The sequence below is a fragment of the Actinomadura sp. NPDC023710 genome (assembly GCF_040639875.1).
GTDB classification, from domain to species: Bacteria; Actinomycetota; Actinomycetes; order Streptosporangiales; family Streptosporangiaceae; genus Spirillospora; species Spirillospora citrea.
Map to the genome: position 1 here is coordinate 1 of NZ_JBFAGB010000027.1, position 19,130 is coordinate 19,130.

General features: G+C 73.6%; 17 protein-coding genes. 2 read left to right on the forward strand and 15 right to left on the reverse strand.

Annotation, left to right across the window (positions count from 1 at the left end; translation table 11 throughout):
* Positions 1-82 precede the first annotated feature (82 nt).
* The 12 genes from AB0H37_RS28150 to AB0H37_RS28205 all read right to left on the reverse strand — a co-directional run bounded on the left by AB0H37_RS28150 (position 83) and on the right by AB0H37_RS28205 (position 13,982).
* Complete coding sequence (locus tag AB0H37_RS28150; protein ID WP_179833178.1) at positions 83-1,147, reverse strand: ABC transporter substrate-binding protein; 1,065 nt, start codon at positions 1,145-1,147, stop codon at positions 83-85.
* A gap of 103 nt (positions 1,148-1,250) precedes the next feature.
* Entirely contained in the window at positions 1,251-2,330 is a 1,080-nt protein-coding gene (locus AB0H37_RS28155; RefSeq protein WP_229810483.1) for an ABC transporter permease, read from the reverse strand.
* The gene (locus AB0H37_RS28160) at positions 2,327-3,850 is read right to left on the reverse strand and encodes a sugar ABC transporter ATP-binding protein (RefSeq protein WP_329094321.1); all 1,524 of its coding nucleotides are present in this window, start codon (positions 3,848-3,850) and stop codon (positions 2,327-2,329) included. The genes AB0H37_RS28155 and AB0H37_RS28160 overlap by 4 nt, the downstream gene beginning before the upstream one ends.
* A gap of 27 nt (positions 3,851-3,877) precedes the next feature.
* Positions 3,878-5,065: an ROK family transcriptional regulator gene (locus tag AB0H37_RS28165; RefSeq protein ID WP_218935025.1), complete on the reverse strand. Its 1,188-nt coding sequence runs from the start codon at positions 5,063-5,065 to the stop codon at positions 3,878-3,880.
* Positions 5,066-5,729: 664 nt separating this feature from the next.
* Positions 5,730-6,338, reverse strand: coding sequence for an ATP/GTP-binding protein (locus AB0H37_RS28170; RefSeq protein ID WP_179833176.1), 609 nt, complete (start codon positions 6,336-6,338; stop codon positions 5,730-5,732).
* Positions 6,319-6,714 carry a DUF742 domain-containing protein gene (locus AB0H37_RS28175; protein WP_179833175.1) on the reverse strand — a complete coding sequence of 132 codons (396 nt, stop codon included), beginning with the start codon at positions 6,712-6,714 and terminating at the stop codon, positions 6,319-6,321. Before AB0H37_RS28175 ends, AB0H37_RS28170 begins: the two co-directional genes overlap by 20 nt.
* 1 nt (position 6,715) lies before the next feature.
* Positions 6,716-7,162: a roadblock/LC7 domain-containing protein gene (locus AB0H37_RS28180; protein ID WP_179833174.1), complete on the reverse strand. Its 447-nt coding sequence runs from the start codon at positions 7,160-7,162 to the stop codon at positions 6,716-6,718.
* Positions 7,159-9,780 (reverse strand): nitrate- and nitrite sensing domain-containing protein, encoded by a 2,622-nt coding sequence (locus tag AB0H37_RS28185; protein ID WP_360616317.1) that lies wholly within the window; start codon positions 9,778-9,780, stop codon positions 7,159-7,161. The genes AB0H37_RS28180 and AB0H37_RS28185 overlap by 4 nt, the downstream gene beginning before the upstream one ends.
* 101 nt (positions 9,781-9,881) lie before the next feature.
* Positions 9,882-10,532, reverse strand: coding sequence for an ATP/GTP-binding protein (locus AB0H37_RS28190; RefSeq protein WP_179833172.1), 651 nt, complete (start codon positions 10,530-10,532; stop codon positions 9,882-9,884).
* A complete protein-coding gene (locus tag AB0H37_RS28195; protein ID WP_179833171.1) occupies positions 10,513-10,893 on the reverse strand; it encodes a DUF742 domain-containing protein in 381 nt (126 codons plus the stop codon). The genes AB0H37_RS28190 and AB0H37_RS28195 overlap by 20 nt, the downstream gene beginning before the upstream one ends.
* A 3-nt stretch (positions 10,894-10,896) precedes the next feature.
* Positions 10,897-11,349 (reverse strand): roadblock/LC7 domain-containing protein, encoded by a 453-nt coding sequence (locus AB0H37_RS28200; protein ID WP_179838456.1) that lies wholly within the window; start codon positions 11,347-11,349, stop codon positions 10,897-10,899.
* Positions 11,349-13,982, reverse strand: coding sequence for a nitrate- and nitrite sensing domain-containing protein (locus tag AB0H37_RS28205; RefSeq protein WP_360616318.1), 2,634 nt, complete (start codon positions 13,980-13,982; stop codon positions 11,349-11,351). The genes AB0H37_RS28200 and AB0H37_RS28205 overlap by 1 nt, the downstream gene beginning before the upstream one ends.
* 349 nt (positions 13,983-14,331) lie before the next feature.
* Between AB0H37_RS28205 and AB0H37_RS28210 the strand changes: the two genes are divergently transcribed.
* The gene (locus AB0H37_RS28210) at positions 14,332-15,174 is read left to right on the forward strand and encodes a CbiX/SirB N-terminal domain-containing protein (RefSeq protein ID WP_329094324.1); all 843 of its coding nucleotides are present in this window, start codon (positions 14,332-14,334) and stop codon (positions 15,172-15,174) included.
* Positions 15,175-15,262: 88 nt separating this feature from the next.
* On the opposite strand, the gene AB0H37_RS28215 is transcribed toward AB0H37_RS28210, so the two are convergent.
* Positions 15,263-16,060, reverse strand: coding sequence for an enoyl-CoA hydratase-related protein (locus AB0H37_RS28215; RefSeq protein ID WP_179833168.1), 798 nt, complete (start codon positions 16,058-16,060; stop codon positions 15,263-15,265).
* A gap of 4 nt (positions 16,061-16,064) precedes the next feature.
* On the reverse strand, positions 16,065-16,967 hold the full coding sequence (locus AB0H37_RS28220; RefSeq protein WP_179833167.1) for an SDR family oxidoreductase: 903 nt from the start codon (positions 16,965-16,967) through the stop codon (positions 16,065-16,067).
* A gap of 246 nt (positions 16,968-17,213) precedes the next feature.
* On the opposite strand from AB0H37_RS28220, the gene AB0H37_RS28225 reads away from it, so the two are divergent.
* Complete coding sequence (locus AB0H37_RS28225; protein WP_360616319.1) at positions 17,214-18,278, forward strand: dihydrodipicolinate reductase; 1,065 nt, start codon at positions 17,214-17,216, stop codon at positions 18,276-18,278.
* A gap of 12 nt (positions 18,279-18,290) precedes the next feature.
* On the opposite strand, the gene AB0H37_RS28230 is transcribed toward AB0H37_RS28225, so the two are convergent.
* Positions 18,291-18,980 carry a DedA family protein gene (locus AB0H37_RS28230; protein ID WP_329094326.1) on the reverse strand — a complete coding sequence of 230 codons (690 nt, stop codon included), beginning with the start codon at positions 18,978-18,980 and terminating at the stop codon, positions 18,291-18,293.
* Between the last annotated feature and the right edge of the window lie 150 nt (positions 18,981-19,130).

Sequence of the window (19,130 nt, forward strand, 5' to 3'; positions counted from 1 at the left end):
CCATCGGCGACACGGCCGCGGCGCACGGGATCCCGCTTCACGAGGTGACGCCGCACAGCGCCTCGCTGGGCGCCCCCGCCGCTCAGGACTCGAAGCCGAGCGGCATGTACGTGTCGACGTTGTCCTTGGCGACCGTCTCGGAGGCCAGCGTGATCGACTGGGGCACCTGGAGCTCGACCAGGTCGGCCATGCCCTTGCCCTGCGCGATGAGCCGGCCCAGCTTGATCGCGGACGCGGCCATCGTCGGCGGGTAGGTGACGGTGGCCTCCAGCACGCCGCCGCCGGACTTGATCTCGCGCATCGCGTTGGCCGAGCCCGCGCCGCCGACCATGAAGAACTCCTTGCGGCCGGACTGCTTGATCGCGGCGAGCACGCCGACGCCCTGGTCGTCGTCGTGGTTCCACAACGCGTCGATCTTCTTGTGCGCCTGCAGCAGGTTGGAGGCGACCTGGTTGCCGGACTCCACGGTGAACTTGGCGTCCTGCTTCGCGGTGACGGTGTAGCCGTAGGACTTCAGCGCGTCCGCGAAGCCCTTGCTGCGGTCCTGCGTCAGCGGCAGCGTCGCGATGCCCTGGATCTCCACGATCACGGGCTTCGAGACGCCCTTGCCCTTCAGCTTCTTGCCGACGTAGTGACCGGCGGAGACGCCCATGCCGTAGTTGTCGCCGCCGACCCACGTCCGGTACGACAGCTTGTCGGGGAAGACGCGGTCGAGGTTGACGACCGGGATGCCGGCGTCCATCGCCTTGCGGGCGACCTGGTTCAGCTGCTCCCCGTCGTTGGGCAGGATCACCAGCACGTCGACCTTCGCTCGGATCAGCGACTCGACGGCGGAGATCTGCTGGTTGATGTCGTTGGTCGGCTCGACCGGCTTGAACGTCACGTCCTTGTACTTCTTGGCCTGCCCCTCGGCGTTCTTGGCGATCGCCGCGATCCAGCCGTGGTCCGCCGCGGGCGCGGAGAACCCGATGGTGACCTGCTTGCCCGGCTTGTCGTTGTCGCCGGCGAGCGACCCGGCCTGCGCCGCCGGGCTCGGGTCGTCCTTCTCGCTGTTGCTCGTGCAGGCCGCGGCGAGGCTGCCCGCCGCGACGACGGCGCCGCCGAACAGGACGCCTCTGCGGGTGGGACGGGGGCTCTGGTCACGCATGACGTGCTCCTGATGATCAAGGGATGGGGCGTCCCCCGCCGCGCGTTCCCCGGGATGCGCGGCGCCGGACGTGGGGTGGGTGTCGGGCGGTGACGAGCGGAGGTCAGGTGGGCGAGCGGAGCCCGCGGCGCTGCAGCAGCACGGCGATCACGATGATCGCGCCCTTGGCGATCAGCTGGTCGCTGGTCTGCAGGCCGTTGAGGATGAACAGGTTGGTGATGAGGGTGAACACCAGCACGCCGAGGATCGACCCGGCGACGGTGCCGCGCCCGCCGGTGAGCAGCGTCCCGCCGATGATGACGGCGGCGATCGCGTCGAGTTCGTACAGGTCGCCGTGGGTGCTGGAGCCGGTGGTGGTGCGGGCCATGATGATGAGCGCGGCGATGCCGCAGCAGAACCCGGACAGCGCGTACAGCTTCAGGGTGTGCCGGCGGACGTCGATGCCGGCCAGGCGCGCCGCCTCGGGGTTGCCGCCGACGGCGAACGTCCGGCGGCCGAACGTGGTGCGGTTGAGCAGCAGCCACCCGGCGGCGGCGACCGCGGCGAAGATGTACACGACGAGCGGCAGCCCGAGCACCTTGGTGGTGGACAGCGCCTCGATCGCGTCGTTCTCCGGCCGGACGAGCTGGGTCCTGCGGTCCGACATCCGCTGCGCCAGCCCCCGTGCCGCGACGAGCATCGCGAGGGTGGCGATGAACGGGACCAGCCGCCCGTAGGAGATCAGCAGCCCGGTGACGACGCCCGCGCCGGTGCCGACGAGGACCGCGCACAGCGCCATCACCACCGGGCCGTAGGACTGCGTCGCCACGGTCGTCGCCCACACCGACGCCAGCGCCATCACCGACCCGACGGACAGGTCGATCCCGCCGCCGATGATCACGAATGTCTGGCCGACGGTGATCACGCCGATCGTGGCGGCGAGCGCGAGGATGCCGACGACGTTGCCCGAGGTCGCGAAGTTGCCCGGCTCGGTCACCAGGCCGACGACCGCCAGCAGCACCAGCGCGGCGACGAGCCCGAGGTGGTGGATCTCGCGGCTCCCCGCGGCGCCGCCCCGCGCGAACGGGCGCCACGGCCCCCCGCCCCCGCTCTTGCCGGTCGGTCGGGCGGGCGCCCCGCCGCGCTCGCCCGCGTTCTTCTCGGTCCGGGGGGCCGACCCTCCGGAGTGAAAGGTGCCGGTCACAGGGCACTCCCCTCCATGATCATGTTGAGCACGGCGCCCTCGTCGAGGTCGCGGGCGTCGCCGGTGTGCACGACGCGCCCCTCCCGGACGACGAGGACGCGGTCGGCGAGCCCGAGCACCTCGGGTACCTCGCTGGACACCAGCAGCACCCCGATCCCGCGCCCGGCCAGCTCGCGGATCACCGCGTACAGCTCGGCGCGGGCGCCGACGTCCACGCCGCGGGTGGGCTCGTCGAGGATCAGCAGCCGCAGCCCGGCCGTGCCGAGCAGCCAGCGGGCCAGCACGACCTTCTGCTGGTTGCCGCCCGACAGCGTCACGACCGGGCGCCGCGGGTCGGGCGGCCGGATGTCGAGCGAAGCGATCTGGCGCCGCACGTCGGCGAGCTCGCGGCGGCGGCTGAGCCAGCCGAACGAGGCGTAGCGCGGCAGCGAGGCGACGCTGACGTTCGCGGCGACGGTCTCGTTCAGCAGCAGCGCCTGGCTCTTGCGCTCCTCGGGCGCCATGCCCATGCCGCGCCGCACCGCCGCGCCCGTGTCGCCGGGGCGGACGGGGCGGCCGTCCACGAGCACCCGTCCCCGCGCGGCGCGCCGGGCCCCGTAGACGGTCTCCAGGATCTCCGAGCGCCCGGACCCGACCAGCCCGGCGAGCCCGACGATCTCGCCCGCGCGGACGGTGAGCGACACGTCCTCGAAGGCGCCGGGCAGCGTGAGCCCCTCGACCCGCAGCACCTCGGGGCGGCCGTCCTCGGGTTCGGGCCGCGGCGGGAAGACGTACTCGACGTCGCGGCCGGTCATCAGCGACACGATCTCGTCGGTGGAGGTGCCGCGCGCGGGCAGCCCGCCCGCGACCGACCGGCCGTCCTTGAGGACCGTCACCCGGTCGCCGATCTCGCGGATCTCCTCCAGCCGGTGCGAGATGTACACCACGGCGACGCCGGCGGCGGTCAGCTCCCGGATGATGCGGAACAGGTTGGCGACCTCGTCGTGGGCGAGCGCGGCGGACGGCTCGTCCATCACGATGAGGCGGGCGTCATGCGACAGGGCGCGGGCCATGCTGACGACCTGCTTGCCCGCCGCCGGCAGCCGTCCGACCTCGCGGCGCGGCGGGATCTCCCCGTGGCCGAGCCGTCCGAGCAGCTCCCGCGCCGCCCGCTCGGCCTCGCCGCGGCGGGTGAAGCCCAGCCGCGCCCTCTCGTGGCCGAGGAAGATGTTCTCGGCGACCGACAGGCCGTCCACCAGGTCCAGTTCCTGGTAGATGGTGGCGATCCCGGCCCGCATGGCGGCGGTGGGCCCGGCGAGCCGCACCGGCGCCCCGCCGAACACGATCTCGCCCCGGTCGGGCTGGTGCGCGCCGGCGAGCACCTTGATGAGCGTGGACTTGCCGGCGCCGTTCTGGCCGAGCAGGCAGTGCACCTCGCCGGGGCGGACGTCGAGGTCGACGCCGTCCAGGGCGCGGACGCCGGGGAACTGCTTGACGATGCCGCGCATCCGCAGCAGTGGTTCGGGTTCGGGCGAGCCCATCGGGCCTCCTCAGGGGCCGGAGAGGGGTCAGGACGCGGAGAAGACGTGGTCGCTGATGAGCCGGGCGCCGCCGACCACGCCGGCGGCGCCGGCGAGCTCGGACAGCACGATCGGGAGGTTGCCGGTCGCGAGCGGCGCGGACCGCCGGTACACGACGCTGCGGATCTCGGCGAGCAGCGCGTGGCCGAGGCCCGCGACGCCGCCCGCGATGATGACGAGGCCGGGGTTGAAGAAGCTGACCAGCCCGGCGAGGACCTGGCCGACGTGCCGGCCGCCCTCCCGGATGATCTGCACCGCGGAGGGGTCGCCGGCCGCGGCGGCCTCGCCGACGTGCTCGGCCGCCAGCTCCCCGTGGGCCTCCAGCAGGGCCGCGAGGGCGGGCGAGCGGCCGGACCGCGCCGCCGCCTCGGCGTCCCGCGCGAGCGCCGCGCCGCCGAAGAACGCCTCCAGGCACCCGGCGTTGCCGCAGGCGCAGGTCGGGCCGTCGTCGTCCACCCGGATGTGGCCGATGTCCCCGGCGCTGCCGGACACGCCGCGGTAGATGGCGCCGTCCACCACGATGCCGCAGCCGATCCCGGTGCCGATCTTCACGAGCAGGAAGTCGTCCACCGACCGGGCGAGCCCGGCGTGCAGCTCGCCGAGGGCCATCAGGTTCACGTCGTTGTCGACGAGCACCGGGCAGCCGAGCTCCTGGCCGATCGCGTCCCGCACCGGGAACCGGTCCCAGCCCGGCATGATCGGCGGGACGACCGGCATGCCGTCGCGGAAGCTGACCGGCCCGGGCACCCCGATGCCCGTCCCGTGCACCTGCGGGATCAGGCCCTCGTCGCGCAGCTTGCCGAGCAGGTCCAGCGCCCGTTCCAGCACCACGGTCGCGCCCTGCCGGACGTCGCACCGCTCGCTGACGTGCCCGAGGACCTCCAGCGCGCCGTCGGTCACCGCCACGTCGATCGAGGTCGCCCCGATGTCGAAGGCGACGAACCGCAGCCGCGGCGACAGCCGGACGATCCCCGACCGCCGCCCGCCCCGCGAGGCCGCCAGCCCCGCCCCCTCCACGAGGCCGAGCTCGACGAGCCGGTCCAGCTCGACGGCCAGCTTGGACCGCGACAGCCGGACGACGTCGCCCAGCTCGGCGCGCGAGCGCGGCCCCTCGTCACGCAGCAGCCGCAGCAGGCGTGCCTGGTGCACGTTCTGCGGGCGAGCCGACATGCGCATCACGCCGTCCTCTCGGGATCAGGCCCGGCCCCGTGTGACGCCGGTCTCATGCCCGAGACCGTAACCCGCTTTCGCCGCCAAGAGAAGACCTTTCCCCCGAAAACTCCAAACTTTCCCCACTCAGAAGACAAAGCCGCCCACAAGCAACGACCCCGCCCAGCACGCCCAGCGCACCGAACGGGGCCGCCCCCCACCAAACGCCTACCTAAACGACACTGACCGCCCCTCCCGACACCAGCCCGCACCGCACCTACACGCCGACCTCAACCCCACCGCAACCCCGCAACAACCTCCAGGACCGCGATCGCGTCCGAAGGCAGATTCAAGCGAAGCAAGAATCTGATCGCGAAGCGAGCCGCAAGGCGAGCCGAAGCGATGCCAGCGATCGCCCGCAGTCCCCGACGACAGAGGGCCCCCAGGGCCCGAAGGAGGAGGGCACTGCAATAAACACAGCCGACACCAGCCCGCACCGCACCTACACGCCGACCTCAACCCCACCGCAACCCCGCGACAACCCCAACACTCGCGATCGCGTCCGAAGGCAGGTTCGAGCTTGCGAGAACCTGATCGCGAAGCGAGCCGCAAGGCGAGCCGGAGCGATGCCAGCGATCGCCCGCTTTTATCGACGATGGAGGGCCGCCAGGCCCGAAGGAGGAGAAAAAAGCTAATAAGACACAGTCTGCCTTCCGGTGCTCATGGTTCGCATGATGTGTTCGACGAGGCTGATGAGGACGCGTTTGGCGTCCTCGCGGTCGCGGACGTCGCAGGAGATCACGGGGATCTCCGGGGCGAGGTCGAGCGCGTCGCGGACCTGGTCGGCCGAGTGCTGCCCGGCGCCGTCGAAGCGGTTGACCCCGATGATGAACGGGACGCCGCGGCGTTCGAAGTAGTCGACCGAGGCGAAGCAGTCGGCGAGGCGCCGGGTGTCGACGAGGACGACCGCTCCAAGGGCACCCTTGGCCAGTTCGTCCCACATGAACCAGAACCGGTCCTGGCCGGGGGTGCCGAACACGAACAGCACCAGGCCGTTGGGCAGGGTGATGCGCCCGAAGTCCATCGCCACGGTCGTGGTGGTCTTGGACGCGACGGCGGTGGTGTCGTCGACCCCGATGCTCTTCTCGGTCAGCGCCTCCTCGGTGCGCAGCGGGCGGATCTCACTGACCGCGCTGACCAGGGTGGTCTTGCCGACGCCGAAACCGCCGGCGACGAGGATCTTTACCGTCAGCGCCGAGTCGCCCTGCTGGGCGGCCGCGTCAGAGCGCACGGATTCCATCGATCACTTCCTTGAGTACGCGCTCGCTGGGGAACTGCGCCACCGGCGCTGGGCGCCGGACCTGTATCAGCGAGTGGTCGAGCAGGTCGCCGAGCAGGACACGGACGACCCCGAGGGGAAGTTCCAGATCCGACGCTATCTCGGCGACCGACAACGGGGTGCGGCAAAGCTCCAGGATCATGTCATGTTCCGGCTCCGGCGCCCATGGGGTCGCCGGAAGTGCGTGGGCGTCCTCCGCGGGCTCGGGCGGGTCGGCCGCGACGATCAGCGCGACCAGGTCGAACTCGACGCCGTCGTAGTGCGTCCGGCCTCGGGTGAGCGCGTAGGGGCGCACGACGGGGCCCGCCGCGTCGTCGTACCAGGCCGTGCCGCCCACCTCACACTCCGCCGGGCTCGGCCGCGGCGACGCGCGGGTTGGCCGACAGGTGCTGGCCGACCCGGGTGACCAGCATCGCCATCTCGTAGGCGATGATCCCGAGGTCGGCCTCGGCGTCGGCGAGGACGGCGAGGCAGGCGCCCCGGCCGGCGGCGGTGACGAAGAGGAACGACGACTCCATCTCCACGATCGTCTGCCGGACGGGCCCGCCGCCGAAGGACTCCCCGGCCCCGCGCGCGAGGCTCTGGAAGCTGGCCGCCACGGCCGACAGGTGGTCGGACTCCTCGCGGGCCAGCCCGCTGGACGCGGCGATCCGCAGCCCGTCGCTGGACAGCACCACCGCGTTCTGCACCGGGGCGACCCGCTGGACGAGGCTGTCCAGGAGCCAGTTGAGCTCACCTCCGGCTCCGCCCGGGACCTCCGCGCCGGAGTGCTGGGGCTGTGTCATGGGGCGTCGTCCTCCTGGTCACCTTCGTTGCCCGCGGCCTCCGCGTCGGCCGCGTCCTGTCTGCCGCGCTGCCAGCCGCGCTGCATGGCCGACATCATCGATCGCATCGACTCGGGCGAGCGGGCGGCGCCGTCGTCCGGGTCATCGCCCGTGGGAACGGTCCCGGCCGCGTCGCGGCCGGTCTCGTCCGCGGGAGCGTCCATGGGGACGGGCGCGGCGAGCGGCATGCCGGCCGGCTCCGGGGCGGGCGGCGCCGGGGGCGCGGCCGGTTCCGGAGCGGGCGGCGGAGCCTGCCCCTGCGCGGCGAGGTGCGCGTCCACCCGTTCCTTGAGCTGGGGCGCCAGGTGCTGCTGCCGCCTGCGCCGGGGCAGCTCACCTTCCCGCGAGGGCGGGGCCGGCTCCGGCGGCGGCGCCTCGACCGGAGCGGGCGCGGGCGGCGTCGCGGCCCGCACGGGCGCCGCGGGCGCCGGCTCTTCGGCCGGGCGCGCCGGCTCGGGCCGGTACGGCTCGGCCTCGGCGACGAGGCGGACGACGCCGCCGGACTCGCCGCGTCCGGGCTGGGCGGCCGCGGGGAGCGCCGCGGCGGGGCTCGGCAGTTTCTGCATGGGCCCGGTGGCGCGGCGCACGGCGGCCGGTTCCGGCTCGGCGCTCTCCACGATGAGCGAGCTCGGGATCAGCGCGATCGCCGTCGTCCCCCCGTACGGGGACGGGCGGAGCGTGACGGTGATCTCCTGCCGCTCGGCCAGCCGGGCGACGACGAACAGCCCGAGCTGGGCGCTGTCGGAGGGGTCGAACTCGGGTGGGCGGGCGAGCCGCTCGTTGGCCCGGCGCAGCGCCTCCTCGGTCATCCCGAGGCCGCGGTCCTCGACCTCGATCGCGAACCCGCTGGCGACCCCGTGGCCGCTGACCCGCACCGGCGACTGCGGCGGCGAGAACGTGGTGGCGTTCTCCACCACCTCGGCGAGCAGGTGGATGACGTCGGCGACGGCGGAGCCGAGCAGCGAGACCCGCGGCAGCGGCTGCACCCGCACGCGCGGGTAGTCCTCGACCTCGGCGACGGCGCCGCGCACCACGTCCACCAGCGGGACGGGACGGCGCCAGCCGCGCCCGGCGGTCTTGCCGGCCAGGATGACCAGGCCCTCGGCGTGCCGGCGCATGCGGGTCGCGAGGTGGTCGAGGCGGAACAGGTCCGACAGCTCCGAGGGGTCCTCGGTGCGGCGCTCCATGGTGTCGAGCAGGCTGAGCTGCCGGTGCAGCAGCGCCTGGTTGCGGCGCGCGAGGTTGACGAACACCTCGCTGATGCCGCGCCGCGCCGCGACCTCGCCCTCGGCGGCGAGGAGCACGGCCTCGCGGGCGCGGTCGAACGACTCGGCGATCTGCCGGATCTCGGTGATGCGGTAGTCGAGCTCGGCCGCGGCCGCGGCCTCGGGTTCGACGGGGGCGCCGGCGCGGACCTGCTCGGCCATCAGCGGCAGCCGCGTGCGGGTGAAGTCCACGACGCCTGCGGCGAGCGTGCGGCACTCCTGGAGGAGCCGCCGCGACACCCGGACCGCGAGCAACGCCGACAGCACGATCGCGAGCAGGCCGACGCCGCCGGCGAGGCCGAGGCGGGTGAAGGCGCCGATCGCGATGTGCTGCCCGTGGTCGGCGACGTCGTCGAGGATCTCGTTCTCCAGCTCGAACAGCCGGCCGTTGGTGGTGTCGGCGAGGGACCGCCAGATGGCGGGCTCGATGACCGGTGCGTGCGGGGCGCGGGCGGCGGCCTGCCCGGTGCCGGCGCCCGCGGGCTGGGCGCCCGTCTCGCGGGTCTTGCGCACGGCGGCGCGGGGCGGTTCGGCGCCGCGGATGACCTGGTCCTCCAGCGCCCGCAGCTGGACGAACGGCGGCGACGCCGCGAGCCGCTCGTAGCGTCCGTGGTCGTCGTGCGGAAGGTTGGGCGCGTTGTCGGCGTACAGCATCCGCTGCGCGCCGACGAGCTGCGCGAACTGGCCGCGTTCGGCGGAGGTGATGTGCCCGGCGGCCAGGGCGCCGGTCAGCAGGGCGTCCTCGCGCGCCATGAACTCGCGGGCGCGGCCGAACGAGGCGAGCGTGCGGGCGTGCGCGGTGATGGACCCGTCCCCCGGCGTGGTCGCGTTGTACACGGCGAAGCCCGCGTCGATGATGTCGCTGTACCCGCGCAGCACGCGCTCGCGGTCGGCGACGCGCTGGTCCACGCTCTGGCGGACGCCGCGCAGCGTGTCGATCCGCTCCACGAACGAATCCAGCCGTTCGACGACCAGGGGCAGGATCGAGCCCCGCAGACCTTCGTCACGCGCGCCCTCGCGGACCTTCTCGGCCGCGTCGTCGGTGGTCTGGCGCTGCGTCCGCATCACGCCGAGGTCGGGGCGGGCGCCGCCGAGCTCTGCCATCGTCAGCCGCCGCTCCTTCTGCAGCGCGTCGATGAAGTGCTGCGTGGGCAGCACGGTCTTCTCCTGGAAGTCACGGCTCTGCAGCAGCTGGTGCGCGTCGCCGTAGGTGAAGCCCGTGAGGAACACCCACAGCGAGGCGAGGGCCAGCAGCGGCACGAGGACCAGCAGGCTGATCCTCGCCCGGATGGAGGAGAAACGGGGGCCCGTCACGGCTGGCGGACCCTGCTCACGTGTGTCGCGGTCGGCATTGGGGGGCGGAACATGCGGGGAAACCTCCCGATGCGTGGAGTACGGGGGTGTGCGGGAGCCTACTACGTCGCGGGTTCACGATGATCGGCCTTCCGGCCGCCGGGTGCCTCATCCTCTTCGTCCGGCCAGCTCAGCACGTGCTCCATCAGCGCGACGAGCACCTCCTTGGACGACTCGCGCCGGCGCGCGTCGCACAGCACCACCGGGACGCCGGGGTCCAGGTCGAGCGCGATGGCGATGTCGCTCGGCCGGTGCGTCCGCTCGCCGTCGAAGCAGTTCACGGCCACCACGAACGGGACGCCGCGGCGCTCGAAGTAGTCGATCGCGGGGAAGCTGCCGGTCAGCCGGCGCGTGTCGGCGAGCACGACGGCGCCGATCGCGCCCGCCGCCAGCTCGTCCCACATGAACCAGAACCGCTCCTGCCCGGGGGTGCCGAACAGGTAGAGCAGCAGCTGGTCCGACAGCGTGATTCGGCCGAAATCCATGGCGACGGTCGTGGTCGCCTTCGCGGCGACGCCGGCCACGTCGTCGACCCCGGATCCCTGGTCGGTCAGGGGCTCCTCGGTGTGCAGCGGGCGGATCTCGCTGACCGAGCCGACCAGGGTGGTCTTGCCCGCGCCGAACCCGCCCGCGATGAGGATCTTGGTGGTGACGAGCGGCCGGGCCGCGAAGCCAGGCCCGCCCGGCGCCCGGTCATAGTGCGCGGAGTCCATTGAGCACCTCTCTCAGCACCCCGGACGGGGGCCGCCGGCCCTCGGCCGGGCGCGCCTCGTCCACCACCGCGATCAGGCCCTTGTCCCGCAGATCGCCGAGCAGCACCCGCACGACGCCGATGGGCAGGCCGAGGTCGGCCGCGAGGTCGACGACCGTCACCGGCCGCGTACAGCCGCGCAGCACCCGCGCGTGGTCGGGGCTGTAGCGCAGCCGGTCGCCCGGGGGAACGCCGGTGGCCGCGACCACCGCGATCAGCTCGAAGCCCGCACCCTCGGGACGGGTCCGTCCCCGGGTCATCGCGTAGGGGCGTACGAGCGGTCCGGCGTCGCGGTCCAGCCAGCGCTCTCCCGGCGGGGTCATCGGTCAGAAGCCCCGTGGCGCGGACCCCCCGGCGCCTCCGAATCCCTGGCCGCCCGCCTCCGCCCCGAACCTCGGGCTCGCCTGCAGGTGCTGGCCGACCCGCTTGACCAGCACCGCCATCTCGTAGGCGACCAGTCCGGCGTCGGCCTCCGCCTCGGCCAGCACCGCCAGGCAGGTGCCGTCGCCGGCCGCCGTCACGAACAGCAGCAGCGCGTCCATCTCGATGATGGTCTGCCGGACGTTGCCGCCCGCGAAGTGCCGCCCGGCGCCGCGGGCGAGGCTCTGCACGCCGGACGCCAGCGCCGACAGGTGCTCGGCGTCCTCACGGGCGAGCTCGTTGGACGCGGCCACGGCCAGCCCGTCGCGCGACAGGATCACGGCCTGCCGCACCATCGTGACCCGCTGGGCGAAGTCGTTGAGCAGCCAGTTCAACTCACCGGTCACGGTGTTGTGCATCATCGGGTCCCCTCATCCCCAACGTCGGACGCGCGTCCGCGCCGCCATCCCTGCTGTATCGATGCCATCAGCGAGCGTGCCTCCTCGGGCGAGCGTGCGACGGCCCCGGTCGCGGTTCCGCCGGTCGGCGGAGGCGACGGGGGCCTCTTGCGCAGTTGCGGGGCCAGGTTCCTCTGCCTGACGCGGCGGGGCAACCCGGCGTGGGTCCCCGCGGGCTGCCAGTCCTCACCGGCGGCCTCGGCGGGGTCCTCGTGGACGGCGCCGCCGGGGCCCTCGGCCGCCGGCGTGTGGGCGTCGTCCGACCAGGGGTTCGGGGCGGGACGCGGGGGCGCGGCGGCCGCCGGCCCATCCGGGACGCCCCACGGTGCCACGGGCGCGGGGGGCGCCGGATCCTCGGCGGGCGCCGGAGTCGCGGCCGGCGCCGGAGTCGCGGCCGGCGCGGCGGGTCCGGTGAGCGCGGGCAGCGCGGGCGGCGCCTCCAGCCGGCCGCCGGCGCCCTCCAGGTGCCCTGGAGCGTTCCGCCGCCCCTGGTGCGGGTCGTCCGCGGGAAGGGCGGCGAGCTCCCCGGGGGCGCCGGAGTCGCGGAGCGGAACGACCCCCTCGGGGACCGGCGCGGCCATGATCGTCGGCCCCCACCCAGGGGCGCCCTCGACGGCGGTCCCGGTCAGGGCAGCGGTCTCGTCGTGCGGCGCGTCCGCGGGCGGCGCCACTCCGGCGGCCATCTCCTCGGCCGGCACCACCAGCTCGTGCGGGAACAGGACGATCGCGGTGACGCCGCCGTACGGGGACCGCTGGAGCGTCACGGAGATGTCGTGGCGGGCGGCCAGCCGCGCGACGACGAACAGCCCGAGCTGGTCGGTGTCGGCCAGGTCGTACTCGGGCGGCTCGGCGAGCCGCCGGTTGGCCTCGGCCAGCTGCTCCGGCTTCACGCCGAGGCCGCGGTCCTCGACCTCGACCGCGAACCCGATGCCGACGCGCTCGGCCATCACCCGCACCTCGGTGTTGGGCGGGGAGAACACCGCCGCGTTCTCGATCAGCTCGGCCAGCAGGTGCACCACGTCGGCGACGGCCGCGCCGACCAGGCCGTCCTCGGAGTCGGTCAGCACGGTCGCGCGGGTGTAGTCCTCGATCTCCGAGACGGCGGCGCGCAGCACGTCGGCGAAGCGCACCGGCCGCCGCCAGCCGCGCCCCGGCGTCGCGCCGGACAGGATGATCAGGCTCTCGGCGTGCCGCCGCATGCGGGTGGTGAGGTGGTCGATGCGGAACAGGTCTTCCAGGTCGTCGGCCTCGGCGCGGCTCTCCAGGCCGTCCAGCAGCGTCAGCTGGCGGTGCAGGAGCGACTGGTTGCGGCGGGCGATGTTGAGGAAGATGCGGCTGACGCCCGCGCGCATCTCGGCCTGGCCGACGGCGGCGTCGACGGCGGTCCGCTGCACCTTGGCGAACGCCTCGGCGAGCCGGGCGACCTCGGCGGTGCGCCCGGCGTGCAGGGGCGGGGCCTCCGCGGCGACGTCCACGCTCTCGTTGCGGCCGAGCCGCTCGACGATGCCGGGAAGCCGCTGCTCGGCCAGTTCCTCGGCCGAGCCGCGCAGCCCGACCAGCTCGCGGACGAACCCGCGCGCGAACCGCAGCGACAGCAGCACCGACAGCAGGATGGCCAGCAGGCCGAGTCCGCCGACGGCGGCGAGCCGGAGGTAGGCCTCGCGGCCGAGGTCGTCGGCGTGCTCCCCGGCACGCCTGGAGTTGCCGAGCACCATCGCGTTGACCGACAGCACGAGCGGCTGCGCCGTCCGCTGCCACTCGCCGGGCTGGACGGGGATCGGCCGGCGCGGATCGGCGTCGGCGACCCGGTCCTCCATCGCCGTGAACGCCTGGTACTGCGGGGACGCGAAGACCTGCGCGGTGCCGGTCCGGTAGACCACCGGGTCGAGCAGCGAGCGCTGCTTGGTCCACTGCCAGCGCTGCTCGCCGACCATCTCCACGAACAACCGGTGCTCGGCCGCCGTCATCCGGCCCTTGGTGATGAACGCGCCGGCGACCAGCGCGTTCTCGCGCTGCAGCAGCTCCATGCCGCGGCCGGCGTGCCGGGTGGACTGCGTCCAGTCGTAGAGCGCGGAGTCGTCGATGGCCACGAGGCTGTCGTAGAGCCGGTGCATGTTGTCGACCATCGTGCCGTACCCGTTGACCGCGGCCAACCGGTCGACGGACCGGGCGTCGACCGCGGCGCGCAGCCCGCCGAGCCCGCCGAGCGCCCGCAGGACCGCGCCGACGCGGGACTCCATCTCGGCGTTGGTGGCGCTGCGCGCGGCGCCGGAGGTGGCCTTGCGGCGGAAGTTCTCGACGGCCGCGTCGAGGCGCGAGCGCTGCGACAGCAGGGCGGCGGAGGTTCCGCCGGCGACCCTGCGCGGGGTGCTGAGGAACACCGCCGAGGCCAGCCGCTCCTTGCCCAGCTCGACCAGGACGCCCTGGCCGCTCGGCGCGAACTCGCGGTCGAGCGTGTGGTATCGGCGCTGGGCGAGCGCGTCGCGGCCGGTGACGATCGCGGCGTATCCCCAGAGCGCGACGAGCGAGAGCAGCGGCACGAGCAGCAGCGCGGTGACCTTCGAGCGGATCGACCGCCTACGGGGGGATTTCATGTGACCTCGAACGTTCCGGCACGGAGGGCCCCTGGATCATAAAGGCCGCCCGCGACGCCGCCGCAACCCCTTTGACGGCATTCGGCCGCATTGACGCAATTCGTTGCCACCTGCGGCGATGTGCGGAGGCAAGACGATCTTGTGGAACCCGACACAAGAGGATAGCGGCAAATCCGGACAATTTGCTTCATTTCCCCCTGTCGCTCCGCGACAATGCGCCATACTCTGCTTCTTCACCACCGCTCGCGCCGCGACCGGTCCGGGAAGGAGATCCACGATTCCTACAGGCAACGACGACGGCCGGGCCGGGAGGACGGCTCCTGGGCCTGAGGGCGTTACGATGCCCGCCGTGAGTCCCGAAAGCCAGGCATCCGAGGCATTGCCGTCGCGACGGCGCCGCACACCCCGCGGCGGCCGTCACCGCGGCGACGAATCCTTCCTGCTGCCCCCCGGATCCCCCACGCTCGTCCTCGCCGTCCCCGGACCCGCCCGGCGGGCCGGCACCGACCTCGCCGCCGAACTCGCCCGGCTCGTCGAGCTGGAGCACACCGGGCAGCCGGCCCACGTCGCGCACCTGGAGGGCGACGAGGCGAGCCTGCACGCCGTGCTCGCCGGGATCCGGCAGCAGGGCGACGAGCTCGCGGCCGTGGTGGTGCCGCTGTCCACCGGGCCCGACCCGGCGCTGGACGCCGCCGTGCGCGCCGCCGTGGCGGCCTCGCCCGTGCGCACCGTCGCCGCCGAGCCGCTCGGCCCGCACCCGCTCATCGCCGAGGCGCTGCACGACCGGCTCGCCGACGCGGGGCTCGCCCGCGCCGACCGGATCAGGCTGATGACGATGGTGACGGCCGCGTCCGGTGTGATCGTCGCCACTCCGGGCGGCGCGGCGGCCGTCCGGCAGGCCGAGGTCACCGGCGTGCTCCTGGCCTCCCGGCTCGCGGCCCCCGTCTTCACCGCCTCGCTGAACGACGAGGCGTCGGTGAAGGCCGCCTACGAGCAGCTGCGCGCGGCCGGCGCGGCGTCCATCGCGGTCGCCCCGCACCTGATCGGGCCCGAGCCGGAGGCCGCGCTGATCGCCGCGGCCGCCGCCACCGTGGGCTCCGCCCACTCCGCGCCCCTGGGCGCCCACCCGGCCCTGGCCCGCCTGGCCGCCCTCCGCTACGTCGAGGCGCTCTCCACCGCGCTCGCCGACTAGCCCAAGGGGGGTGCACCCCCCTTGGGCCGGTCTCGGCATCCTTTGTTCGGGGGGTGCCCCCGAACACCCCTGGCAGGGCCGCCGACCTTCAGCGATTCTTGAATTCGGGACGGCGTTTCTCCAGCGTGGCCGCCATTCCCTCGGCGAGGTCCTCGCTGAAGAAGGCCAGGGTCTGCACGGCCGTCTCCGCCATGAGCTGCCGGCGCAGGCCGGGGACGTCCAGGGACGCGTTGAGCAGTTCCTTCGTACGGCTCAGGCCGTAGGGTGACCTGCCGAGCAGCTCGTCGGCGAGGGCCTGGGCGGCGGCCAGGTCCCCGCCCTCGGGGGCGGTCTCGGTGAGGAGGCCGAGGGCCTCGGCGCGCGCCGCGTCCAGGCGCTGCGCCCGGTAGCAGATCTCCGCGGCCTTCGCCGGCCCGACCAGGCGCGGCAGCAGCCAGGACAGGCCGCAGTCGCCGGCCGACAGCCCGAGGTCGACGAACGGCACGACGAAGCGGGTCGTGGGGTCGGCGACCCGCAGGTCGCAGGCCAGCGCCCAGGACACGCCCATGCCCGCGACGGGGCCGTGCAGCGCCGCGATCACCGGCTGCGGGATCTCCCGCAGCCGCGCGGTGACCTCGCCGCCCCGCGCGATGCCCCGGTAGAGCCGCTGGACGCGGCCCTCACCGGTCGCGCCGCCCGGGTCGCCGCCCTGCAGGTCCATGCCCGAGCAGAAGCCGCGGCCCGCGCCGGTCAGCACGACCACCCGGGTGGACGGGTCGCGCATCAGCCCGTTGAGGACGTCCAGCATCTCCTCGGTCAGCGCGCCGTCGACCGCGTTCAGGCGCTCCGGCCGGGACAGGGTGATCGTGAGCACCCCGTCCCGCCGGTCGAGCTCGATCCCGCTCAACGGCTCAGGACGTGAGCTGCTGGATCAGCGGGCCCATCTGCTCGCCCACGTTGCCGAACACCGTCAGCGGCTCCGCCGCGCCGATGGCCGCCCAGTTGTCCCGGACGTCCTCGACCGACAGCGTCTCCTTCTGCCCGTAGCCGGGGCCCTCCGCCACGAAGATCTTCGCGATCCGGCCGCCGCCGACCGTGTAGACCTGGCCGGAGTCCTCGTTGGAGTCGTGCACGAGGTAGGCCACGAGCGGGGTGACCTGCTCGACGCCGAGCTTGTCGGCGAAGTCGGCGGGCAGCAGGTCCTCGGTCATCCGGGTCCAGGCGACCGGGGCGATCGCGTTGGCCTTGATGTTGTACTTGGCGCCCTCCTGGGCAAGGGTCTTGGTGAACCCGACCAGGCCCATCTTGGCCGTGGAGTAGTTGGCCTGGCCGAAGTTGCCGAACAGGCCCGCGGGCGAGGAGGTGTTCACGATCCGGCCGTAGCCCTGCTCGCGCAGGTGCGGCCAGGCGGCGCTGGAGACCAGGAACGAGCCGCGCAGGTGGACGGCGATGACGGAGTCGAACTCCTCGACCGACATGTTCTTGAACGACCTGTCGCGCAGGATGCCCGCGTTGTTGACGACGATGTCGACCTTGCCGAACGCGTCCAGCGCGGTCTTCACGATCGCCTGCGCGCCCTCGGGGGTGGCGACGTTGTCGGGGTTCGCGACGGCCTCGCCGCCGTTCTTCTTGATCTCGTCCACGACCTCCTGGGCGGGGCCGGCGGAGGCGCCGGTACCGGACCGGTCACCGCCGAGGTCGTTGACGACGACCTTGGCGCCGCGCGCGGCGAGCTCCAGCGCGTGCTGCCGGCCGAGGCCGTGGCCAGCCCCGGTCACGACCGCCACGCGGCCGTCGTAGCGCAGTTCCGACATCTCGTGTCTCCTCACATCGCACCGACTACGCCCCCAGGTAATCATCAAGGGGTTACCCAGTGGTACCACTAAACCGAATCCCGCTCGGCCGCGGCCCCCGGAGTTCCTTCCCGCCTGGACGCCGCGACAGTCCTGCGTACGATGGGACGCGGGGGGAAGTTGCGCCGATCGCCGCAATTCACCCCGCGCCCACCGCGTAGTCTCCTCACTCGTCGACGTCGCGAGGAGCAACGGAGGTCCCGTGCGATGAGCCTCGACACCGCGTCCGCGTCCGGCCGCCGCCACCGCGTGGTGCAGTGGGCGACGGGCGCGCTCGGGCGCAGCGCGATCCGAGCCGTCCTGGACCGCGACGACATGGAGCTCGCCGGCGCGTGGGTGCACACCCCGGCCAAGGTGGGCGTCGACGCCGGGACCCTCGCGGGACGCGACCCGGTCGGCGTCGCCGCGACCGGAGACCTCGGCGAGATCCTCGCCCTGGAGGCCGACTGCGTCCTCTACGCTCCGACCCCCAAGCACGACCGGTTCGCCGAGTTGGACACGATCTGCGCGCTGCTGGCGTCCGGCAAGAACCTGGTCTCCCTCACCGGACTGGTCTACCCGCAGGCGCACGGCCCGCTCTTCGTGAACGAGCTGGAGCAGGCATGCAAGCGGGGCGGCGTGTCGGTGCACGGCAGCGGCGTCAGCCACGGCTTCATGGCCGACGTGATGCCGCTGGTGCTGTCGCGGCTGTCGCGCCGGATCACCCACGTCTACGCCCGCGAGTGCTCCGACTTCGCCCGGCACCCGTCCTGGCGGATGGTCCACGACGTGCTCGGGTTCGGCAAGGACGAGGAGGCGTACCTGCGGGCGCTGCGGCCCAACCGCGCCGTGATGCGGACGCTGTTCTCCGAGAGCCTGCACCTGGTCGCCGCCGGGCTCGGCGTCGACCTCGACGAGATCGACGTGGACGTCGACCACCGGCTCGCCGGCGCCGACCTCGCCACCGCCGCCGGGCCGATCCCGCGCGGCACGGTCGCCGCGGACCGCTGGACGTTCAGCGGCTTCGCCGCCGGCCGCCCGGTGATCACCGTCGAGATCGTGCACAAGGCCGACGCCGCGCGGATGTCCGACGAGTGGGGGCGGCCCGGGTACTCGCTGCGCGTGGACGGCCGGCCGCCGCTCACGCTGTCGGCCGGTGAGGAGTGGGTCTCCAACGCGATCTCCGCCGCGTCCGCGCACGCGGTGAACTCCGTCCCGGTCGTGTGCGGCGCCGCCCCCGGCATCCGCACCTACCTGGACCTGCCGATGATCAGCGGCCGGATGCGCCTCTAGGCGCCGCCGCCGTCAGGACGGCAGCGTCGGCGCCGACTCGCCCGCCTGCTCGCCCGCGGGGACGTCCTCGGCGGCCTGGGCCCCGGTCTCCTCGCGCGCCTCGCGGCGGTGCCTGCGGACGCTCCACACCACCAGCGCGACGACGGCCGCGGCCGCCAGGCCGATCGCCAGGCCCCGGCCCGCGAGCTTGGCCGCGTGCTCGAACGCCGTGCCCGCGAAGAAGCCGCCGAGCGTGAACGTCACCACCCACGTGACGCCGCCGATGACGTTGAAGAGCAGGAACTTCGGATACGGCAGCCGCGAACTGCCCGCGAGCGCCGGCATGAGCGCCCGCAGCAGCGCCGTGAACCGTCCGATGAACACCGCGAAAGCGCCGCGGCGGCGGATCAGGTCCTGCGCGGCCGCGACCTTCGCCCGGTGTTTTCGCATCATCGCCACGTCCAGCAGCCGCGGCCCGTACCTGCGGCCGATCTCGTAGCCGACCGAGTCGCCCGCGACCGCGGCGACCACCGCGATGACCAGCAGCAGCGGCAGCGACAGCACGTGCTGGCTGGCGAGGACGCCGCCGACCACGATCGCGGTCTCGCCCGGGAACACGAACCCGACGAACAGCGCGGCCTCCGCGAACACCAGCGCCGCGATGATCAGGTAGATCATCGCCGGTGGCAGGCCGTCCACCAGGGCGTTGAATTGCTCGAGCATGGACCCCCGCCACCTCGTCGATCCTCAGGTCGGCCGTCGCGGCCGTTTCACACTGGATACCGACGGTTATGGTAGCCGCGAGGTTCCCGGACCCGGATCGCCCGCAGGAGCCAATCTCCGGGCCGTCCTCACCTACTTCAGAGGGAGACG

What these genes read in the sequence shown, in the direction of transcription:
- AB0H37_RS28225 (WP_360616319.1), top strand. Translation starts at nt 17,214, where the DNA reads ATGAGCCTCGACACCGCGTCCGCGTCCGGCCGCCGCCACCGCGTGGTG.
- AB0H37_RS28160 (WP_329094321.1), bottom strand. Translation starts at nt 3,850, where the DNA reads ATGGGCTCGCCCGAACCCGAACCACTGCTGCGGATGCGCGGCATCGTC.
- AB0H37_RS28190 (WP_179833172.1), bottom strand. Translation starts at nt 10,532, where the DNA reads ATGGACTCCGCGCACTATGACCGGGCGCCGGGCGGGCCTGGCTTCGCG.
- AB0H37_RS28150 (WP_179833178.1), bottom strand. Translation starts at nt 1,147, where the DNA reads ATGCGTGACCAGAGCCCCCGTCCCACCCGCAGAGGCGTCCTGTTCGGC.
- AB0H37_RS28220 (WP_179833167.1), bottom strand. Translation starts at nt 16,967, where the DNA reads ATGTCGGAACTGCGCTACGACGGCCGCGTGGCGGTCGTGACCGGGGCT.
- AB0H37_RS28165 (WP_218935025.1), bottom strand. Translation starts at nt 5,065, where the DNA reads ATGCGCATGTCGGCTCGCCCGCAGAACGTGCACCAGGCACGCCTGCTG.
- AB0H37_RS28195 (WP_179833171.1), bottom strand. Translation starts at nt 10,893, where the DNA reads ATGACCCCGCCGGGAGAGCGCTGGCTGGACCGCGACGCCGGACCGCTC.
- AB0H37_RS28180 (WP_179833174.1), bottom strand. Translation starts at nt 7,162, where the DNA reads ATGACACAGCCCCAGCACTCCGGCGCGGAGGTCCCGGGCGGAGCCGGA.
- AB0H37_RS28230 (WP_329094326.1), bottom strand. Translation starts at nt 18,980, where the DNA reads ATGCTCGAGCAATTCAACGCCCTGGTGGACGGCCTGCCACCGGCGATG.
- AB0H37_RS28170 (WP_179833176.1), bottom strand. Translation starts at nt 6,338, where the DNA reads ATGGAATCCGTGCGCTCTGACGCGGCCGCCCAGCAGGGCGACTCGGCG.
- AB0H37_RS28200 (WP_179838456.1), bottom strand. Translation starts at nt 11,349, where the DNA reads ATGCACAACACCGTGACCGGTGAGTTGAACTGGCTGCTCAACGACTTC.
- AB0H37_RS28205 (WP_360616318.1), bottom strand. Translation starts at nt 13,982, where the DNA reads ATGAAATCCCCCCGTAGGCGGTCGATCCGCTCGAAGGTCACCGCGCTG.